Here is a 5678-nt window from a genome sequence, read left to right as displayed (position 1 = left end):
GGTGGTTCTCGGGACTGTCGTGACCAACTGGTACGACCGACGAGGGCTGTACCGGATTCAGCCTGAGCTACTGGCTTACGTATCGAAGGCGACCCAGGACTATCTCGAGCAACGTGGGGACGGCTCGCCGCCCGAGCAGTCGGGCACCGAGGCGCCAGCGCCAGCTTCGCCGCCGCCCAGTCCAAGTGAGCGACCAGCGACGAGCCCCCTGCGTCCCGATCCGTCTGCGGGCTGACCGGGGATCTCTGTTCTCGACTGCGTCGAGGTGGACCCCTGCGCCCTTGCGGGCATTCTGTCGATTCGCCGCGACCTGGGAGGAAGTCGAGCGTCTCAGGCGCCTCCCGCCCGAAAGGAGACAACAGCTGCCAGCTGCCGTTCACGTGGGGGTGGAGTTACGGAGCTCCGATGGCGGGTATAAGAACTGTCCAGCTAGCCCGTCCATTGGGGCACACTCCGCTAGGCGAGCGAAGAGGAAGCCGGGCTAGCCCCTCCTTGACGGGTGAAGGTGGCCTCGCATGTTGTCAGGCAGGTAAGGCCACCGCCCGGCTTCCCTGCTGGGACACACACCAGCAAACGGCTCTGCTCGTGATACCGACACAGCGACAGCCCGTCGGTACGTCTCGACCAAGAACCTTGGGGTTGGATCGGTGAGGGGGCGAGTCAGTGTGAGGGGGTCATTTGGCGTGCCGGGCCCCGCTCGTGGAACGAAGCCAGGGACGGGACGCGCTGGGCCGTCGGAGGGATGCTCACTCCAGGCCCCTTGGGCTCGGCGGAGAACCTCAGAGCCACGGCCCAGCAAGGCGAGCTTAGGACTGTCGGTGACGAGATGGGCCGCGGCCCCGCCCCGGGGGGAACGAGGCCGCCCTCAGCGCCGGACGGCCTGGCGAGGGGGCCCGGCGGGCGGATACCGGGTCGGGTGCAGTGAGTGCGCCCGCCGGGGTGACCCCCCCGGGGCAGTGTGCGCCTCATGTCGGCGCCTGTCGATCCCCGAGCTAGCGACCCACCGACGACGTCAACTGATCGGCCGGGGGTGCCACCCCGCGCCGGTTCCGCTGATTGGATGCTTGACCGCGAACCGCGGTACTCCCCCCGCTCCCGCTGAGGGTCGCGGACGTTTCACGGAGAAGACGGCACGGAGACTCTGAGGCGCCACTTTCGCTCGTCCACGGGGCCCCCGCCCGTCCTCTACGACCACGAGGGGGGAGCCGCCGCGGTCGCCTTTCACGCTAAACCGCTCGAGCTGCGAGGAGAAGGGTACGAGGGGTCACCTGTTGAGGTGGAATCCAGCGGGTACCTCACCACCCCAATTGCACAGGTTCCAAATGACTGCCGGGCTGTGATGACTGGCCGCGGTCACCTCACGGATCTCCAGAGGGACCGATGTTGTCCTGCCCTTTCCCCTCGGCAGGTTCAACCCCCCGCCGGCGATCGCCACCGTAGTGAGAGGAAGATCTCCCCCCTCCTGGATGGTCATCTCCCTCGCGATCGCTCTGGCGCGCGGAACCATCTCCGGTCCGGGTCAGTACTCGTTCTTGAGGTTGAAGTAGGAACCGCGAATTGTTCCGGCTAGCTTCGACTTCTGCCTCGCGAACTTGAACCGCGAGGCGAGCTCCGCGGGAACTTCCATACCTTCGGAGAGCTTGAAGCCGACCGCGCGCTTCTTGCGGTCGGCGATCGTGTACATCACGTTGATCGACAAACCGCTCTCATAGAAGACGTAGGCCATCCGGATGTTCTCCACCTGGAAGGCTGTAGTCTCGAGAGCCCGAGACGAGATGACGATGTCGCGTTCTTCCTTGAGGATCCGGTGCACCCAGTCGATGGTCGTCTTGGCGTTGCTCGCAGGCTCCACGGTGAAGACGTGGTCGTACTTGTTCTTGAAGTAGCGGGCCTCGTTCGCCCGCAGACCAGCGAGCGCGGCAGCGACCGGCGACGACTCCAGACCGACGGTCGAGACGGTGTTGAAATCCACGGTGTAGGGCATGACCCACTCCAGAACGCGCCAAGGTGTGTCCGTTTACGTCGGCCAGAGGCTACCTCAGCCGTGAAGCCCACGGATCGTGACCTCGGCACCGCCCACCTCGGTTGACGTCGCCCTCGCCGGACTCCACAGAGCCGCCCGCTACAGACGCGCCAGCGGGTTCAAGCGACGCGGGTTCAATGCGAGGAGTCGCCGATGGCCTGGTGCTCATCCCAGGCGGATTCCAGCCAATTGCGTGCCCTGGGCCACGAGTCGGCCGGCACTATCCCAGACGTAGCAGACCTGATCGACGCGCTCAGCTGCGATGAGCTGCGCTCGTTGCACGATCTGCAACGGGCCGGGCACCGGTAGAGCTCTGATGTACGCAGTCAGCTCCAAGGTGGGAACCCATCCCGTGAACTGGATGTCGAAGGTGGCCGGGGGGAACGCGTCGACGGCGAACAGGAGTGAGACCGGGTCGAATTCTTCGTCGCCCGGCAGAGCCAGCCACCCTCGCAGTTCACCGCGACCGCTCGGCTGGCCCTCAGTAAACCCTCGGGTGGTTGGTTCGAGGCGGACTTCGACCTGATCCAGGACCGCCACCGGCTGCCCGGTCGGCAAAACCGGGACGAGGCGTTCGCATCCCTCCCAGCCGACCGGGCTCATCCTTGGCAGCCCAGCGTCCCAGTACGAGCGGGTGTCCGCTTCAAAGCGTGAGACAGTCATCAGCGCTTCGACGCAGGTGACCTCTCCCTGGGTCATCCGCGTCCGCACCTGAGTGGCGGAGCGTCCGGTGCGCAAGGTCTCGACCTCGATGGCGATCGGACCCGGGTCTGGGGATCGGAGGTAGTGGGCGCTGGCGGCGATGACGTGCGGGTGCGTGCTGTTCCGCGTTGCCGCTCGTCCCAGCATGGCGAGGAGGTAGCCCCCGTTGGGCTTTCCGCCGATGGTCCATGCCGGGTCGGCCTCGGCGTCGAAGCGGCCGGGGCCGATGGGCTGTAACTCGCTCACCTCGCTGAATGCGCGCCGGCCGGCTAGGGGCTTGGTCTCTGCGGGCATCACCGCGGCGCCATCGGCGGGCAGTCGGCAGGGTCCGTCACCACCCGAATCGGCACTCCTGCGAGGTACGCCGCCACGTCCTCCGCCATCCTCTCCCACGCGGCGCGAAAGAGCTGCTCGGTGACGTAGCCCACGTGCGGGGTGACGACGACGTTGTCGAGCGATCGGAAGGGGTGATCCGCCGGGAGCGGCTCCCGGTCGAAGACGTCGAGACCGGCACCGGCCAGACGACCGGACCGCAGGGCCTCGACAAGAGCCGCCTCATCGACGATCGGACCGCGGGAGATGTTCACCAAGATGGCACCCCGCTTCATCCTGGCCAGGTCGTCAGCGCCCAGCGTGTTGCGGGAGCGCTCCGAGAACATGAGGAAGACTCCGAGGGCATCCGCGGTCGACACCAGCTCGTCCTTGGTGACCTTGGTCACGCCGAGCTCGGCACAGCGCTCCTCGGTCAGATTCTGGCTCCAAGCGACGACGTCCATGCCCAACGCCTTCGCCACCGGGACCATGGCGCCGCCCAGGTGACCGGCGCCGAGAAGGCCGAGTGTCTTTCCGGCGAGCGGGATGGGGAACCCGGTCTGCCAGCCGCCGGCGCGGATTACCCGGTCCTCAATGCCGGTCCGCTTGGCGACGGCGAAAATGAGCGCCCACGCCATCTCTGACGGCGCCGGTAGGCCGCCGCTGGGCGTCTTGTAGCGGAGTGGGTGAGCTGCAGCGCCTTGCTCAGTCTTCGTCGTGCCGCAGAGCAGGATCCCCCTCTCGACCCGGGCTTCGTGGTCGATGACGTTGCTCGTCCTGCCGTTGCAAACGATCACCTTGAGGTTGGCGAGGCCTTCGAGGACCGCCCGGGGAAAACGTGCCCGCTGCTGGGTGATGACGATGATCTCGTAGTCGGACAGCTCATCGACGAGACGCTCCGGCGGGATCGCGTGGCGGTAGACGGTGATCTCCGCATCGTCGGGCAGCCCGGACCAGTCGCCGTACTCCAAGGCGACCCCGATGTAGTCGTCGAGGATCGCGATATTCGTCACGTGTCCCGTCCTATGAGCATCACGTTCTCCTCGCTCCCCACGATCATTTTCCCAGAGCGGCGGGACGAGCAGCCGCATCGAGAAGAGGCCCAAGCTCGAGGACGAGCGCGTCGAATGGGGTCACGTCGCGTCTGATCCGGGCCAGGATGATGGCCCCCTCGAGGGCGGCGATAACGACGACGGCGAGATTGTCAGAGCGCTCATGGGGTACGCCGAGGTCGACCAGGCTCTGAGAAAGTGGTTCGAGCCAACCATCGAACGCCCGGCGGAGCACTTGGCGGAGCTGTTTGCTGGTCGTTGCCGTGTCCGCTGCGGCAGCCACCAGGGGGCACCCGGCCGAGAAATGCTCGCTGGTGAGATCACGTCGCCAGGTGTCGACGATGGAAGCCAGCAGAGCGCTCGGTATTCTCGCCTCCAGCTCGCTGAGACATCGCTGTATCCGCCGGGCCGCCACGTCGCCCATCCACAGCAGGGCATCGGAGACCAGTTCCTCCTTGCCGCCGGCGAAGTAGTGCTGCAGCGACCCACGGGGCGCGTCGGCTCGGGTCACGATCTCTCTCATCCCGGTTCCCGACACACCCTTGCGCCGGATGAGCTGCGCCGCGCTGCGCACCATGCGCTCGCGAGCGGGAAGTGCCCGAGATCGAGTTGCTCTCGCGGCCGTCACCAGAACCCCCATCCTCTTTCAGCCGGGATCGGGTCTTGACTATGACAGGCGGCATGACTCACTCCGTCATCATATGACGGGTGTCATGATGGTTCAAGGGCCAAGCGGTTCGCCCCACGAAAACGGCGTCGTCGAACTGATCGACGCGTTCCACTCCAAGAAAGGCCGCGACAATGCTGGGCACTACCTCATCCGGTTCCTCGCCGATCCACGTGCCGCCGTATTCGTAGACGATCGGCCGGAGGACATGCTCTTCGGGACTGACGTGGTCGCCGTCTCCCCGTAACTGGTCGACAACCCGACGCCGGATCCGCCGATCCGAGGCCGGCAATCTTTAGTTGTGACTCAAGCTCCGGCGGGTGAGCGGTCCATCAGCCGTCGAAAGCCGACCCGGTCCATCCCTTCACCGAAAGCCCGTCAGTCTTGTGAGGGCGGGCGCCAGCGGCGCCTGAGTCCACTGGAGTAGCAATGGTCATTCTTCGCTTCAAGATTCGTTCCAAAGCCGACAAGAGCGACCAGTTGATGGCCGCGCTCGCCGAGATCATCACTCCGGCACGAGCCACGGAGGGCGTCGTCAACTTCGACATCGCCCGGATCCTGCTCGAGCCTGATTCGTTCATAGCGACCGCGGTTTATGAGGACGGTGCCGCTCTCGAACGACAGGAGTCACTTCCGCAGGTGCATAGGGTCATGGCGATGCTGCCGGAGTCGCTGGTGTCGCCGCCCGAGAGAACGATCTTTGAGGCGTCCGTTCAGCCGGCGCTCGTCTAAATGCGACGGCAGCTACCAGCAACGTCGTACACGGTTGGCGGTCCACCCGTCCTTCCGTTGACCTTGTCGTGACGTACCTGATCCCGGTCGCGAGTACCTCGGCAGCACCCTGGGCGGCACAACCTCCAGTCAGGAACGTCGACCAGTGACTTCCACGGGGGCGACTGGGCGGCCGAAGCGCGATGTTGAC

7 protein-coding genes are annotated in these 5678 nt (G+C 65.8%); 3 read left to right on the top strand and 4 right to left on the bottom strand.

The window, feature by feature from the left end; translation table 11 throughout:
• Nucleotides 1-235: hypothetical protein (locus tag VGF64_17150; protein ID HEY1636489.1), on the top strand; the 235-nt coding region annotated here is incomplete at its 5' end.
• A gap of 1284 nt (nucleotides 236-1519) precedes the next feature.
• Here VGF64_17150 and VGF64_17145 read toward each other — a convergent pair.
• The 4 genes from VGF64_17145 to VGF64_17130 all read right to left on the bottom strand — a co-directional run bounded on the left by VGF64_17145 (nucleotide 1520) and on the right by VGF64_17130 (nucleotide 4717).
• Nucleotides 1520-1984, bottom strand: a complete 465-nt coding sequence (locus VGF64_17145; protein HEY1636488.1) for a phage tail protein — start codon at nucleotides 1982-1984, stop codon at nucleotides 1520-1522.
• 204 nt (nucleotides 1985-2188) lie between these two features.
• A complete protein-coding gene (locus tag VGF64_17140; protein ID HEY1636487.1) occupies nucleotides 2189-2971 on the bottom strand; it encodes a thioesterase family protein in 783 nt (260 codons plus the stop codon).
• 47 nt (nucleotides 2972-3018) lie between these two features.
• A complete protein-coding gene (locus VGF64_17135) occupies nucleotides 3019-4050 on the bottom strand; it encodes a D-2-hydroxyacid dehydrogenase family protein (protein ID HEY1636486.1) in 1032 nt (343 codons plus the stop codon).
• 43 nt (nucleotides 4051-4093) lie between these two features.
• Nucleotides 4094-4717, bottom strand: coding sequence for a TetR/AcrR family transcriptional regulator (locus VGF64_17130; protein HEY1636485.1), 624 nt, complete (start codon nucleotides 4715-4717; stop codon nucleotides 4094-4096).
• Between the two features lie 85 nt (nucleotides 4718-4802).
• Between VGF64_17130 and VGF64_17125 the strand changes: the two genes are divergently transcribed.
• Entirely contained in the window at nucleotides 4803-5003 is a 201-nt protein-coding gene (locus VGF64_17125) for a hypothetical protein (protein HEY1636484.1), read from the top strand.
• 182 nt (nucleotides 5004-5185) lie between these two features.
• Nucleotides 5186-5488, top strand: a complete 303-nt coding sequence (locus tag VGF64_17120) for an antibiotic biosynthesis monooxygenase (protein ID HEY1636483.1) — start codon at nucleotides 5186-5188, stop codon at nucleotides 5486-5488.
• Nucleotides 5489-5678 lie beyond the last annotated feature (190 nt).

It is taken from the genome of Acidimicrobiales bacterium, assembly GCA_036491125.1.
GTDB lineage: Bacteria > Actinomycetota > Acidimicrobiia > Acidimicrobiales > AC-9 > AC-9.
The sequence above is the reverse complement of the archived record's forward strand: the minus strand, read 5'-3'. Positions and strand labels throughout refer to the sequence as shown.

Excerpts from the sequence above, each read along its gene's own strand:
- VGF64_17145 (HEY1636488.1), bottom strand. The coding sequence starts at position 1,984 with ATGCCCTACACCGTGGATTTCAACACCGTCTCGACCGTCGGTCTGGAG.
- VGF64_17125 (HEY1636484.1), top strand. The coding sequence starts at position 4,803 with ATGATGGTTCAAGGGCCAAGCGGTTCGCCCCACGAAAACGGCGTCGTC.
- VGF64_17120 (HEY1636483.1), top strand. The coding sequence starts at position 5,186 with ATGGTCATTCTTCGCTTCAAGATTCGTTCCAAAGCCGACAAGAGCGAC.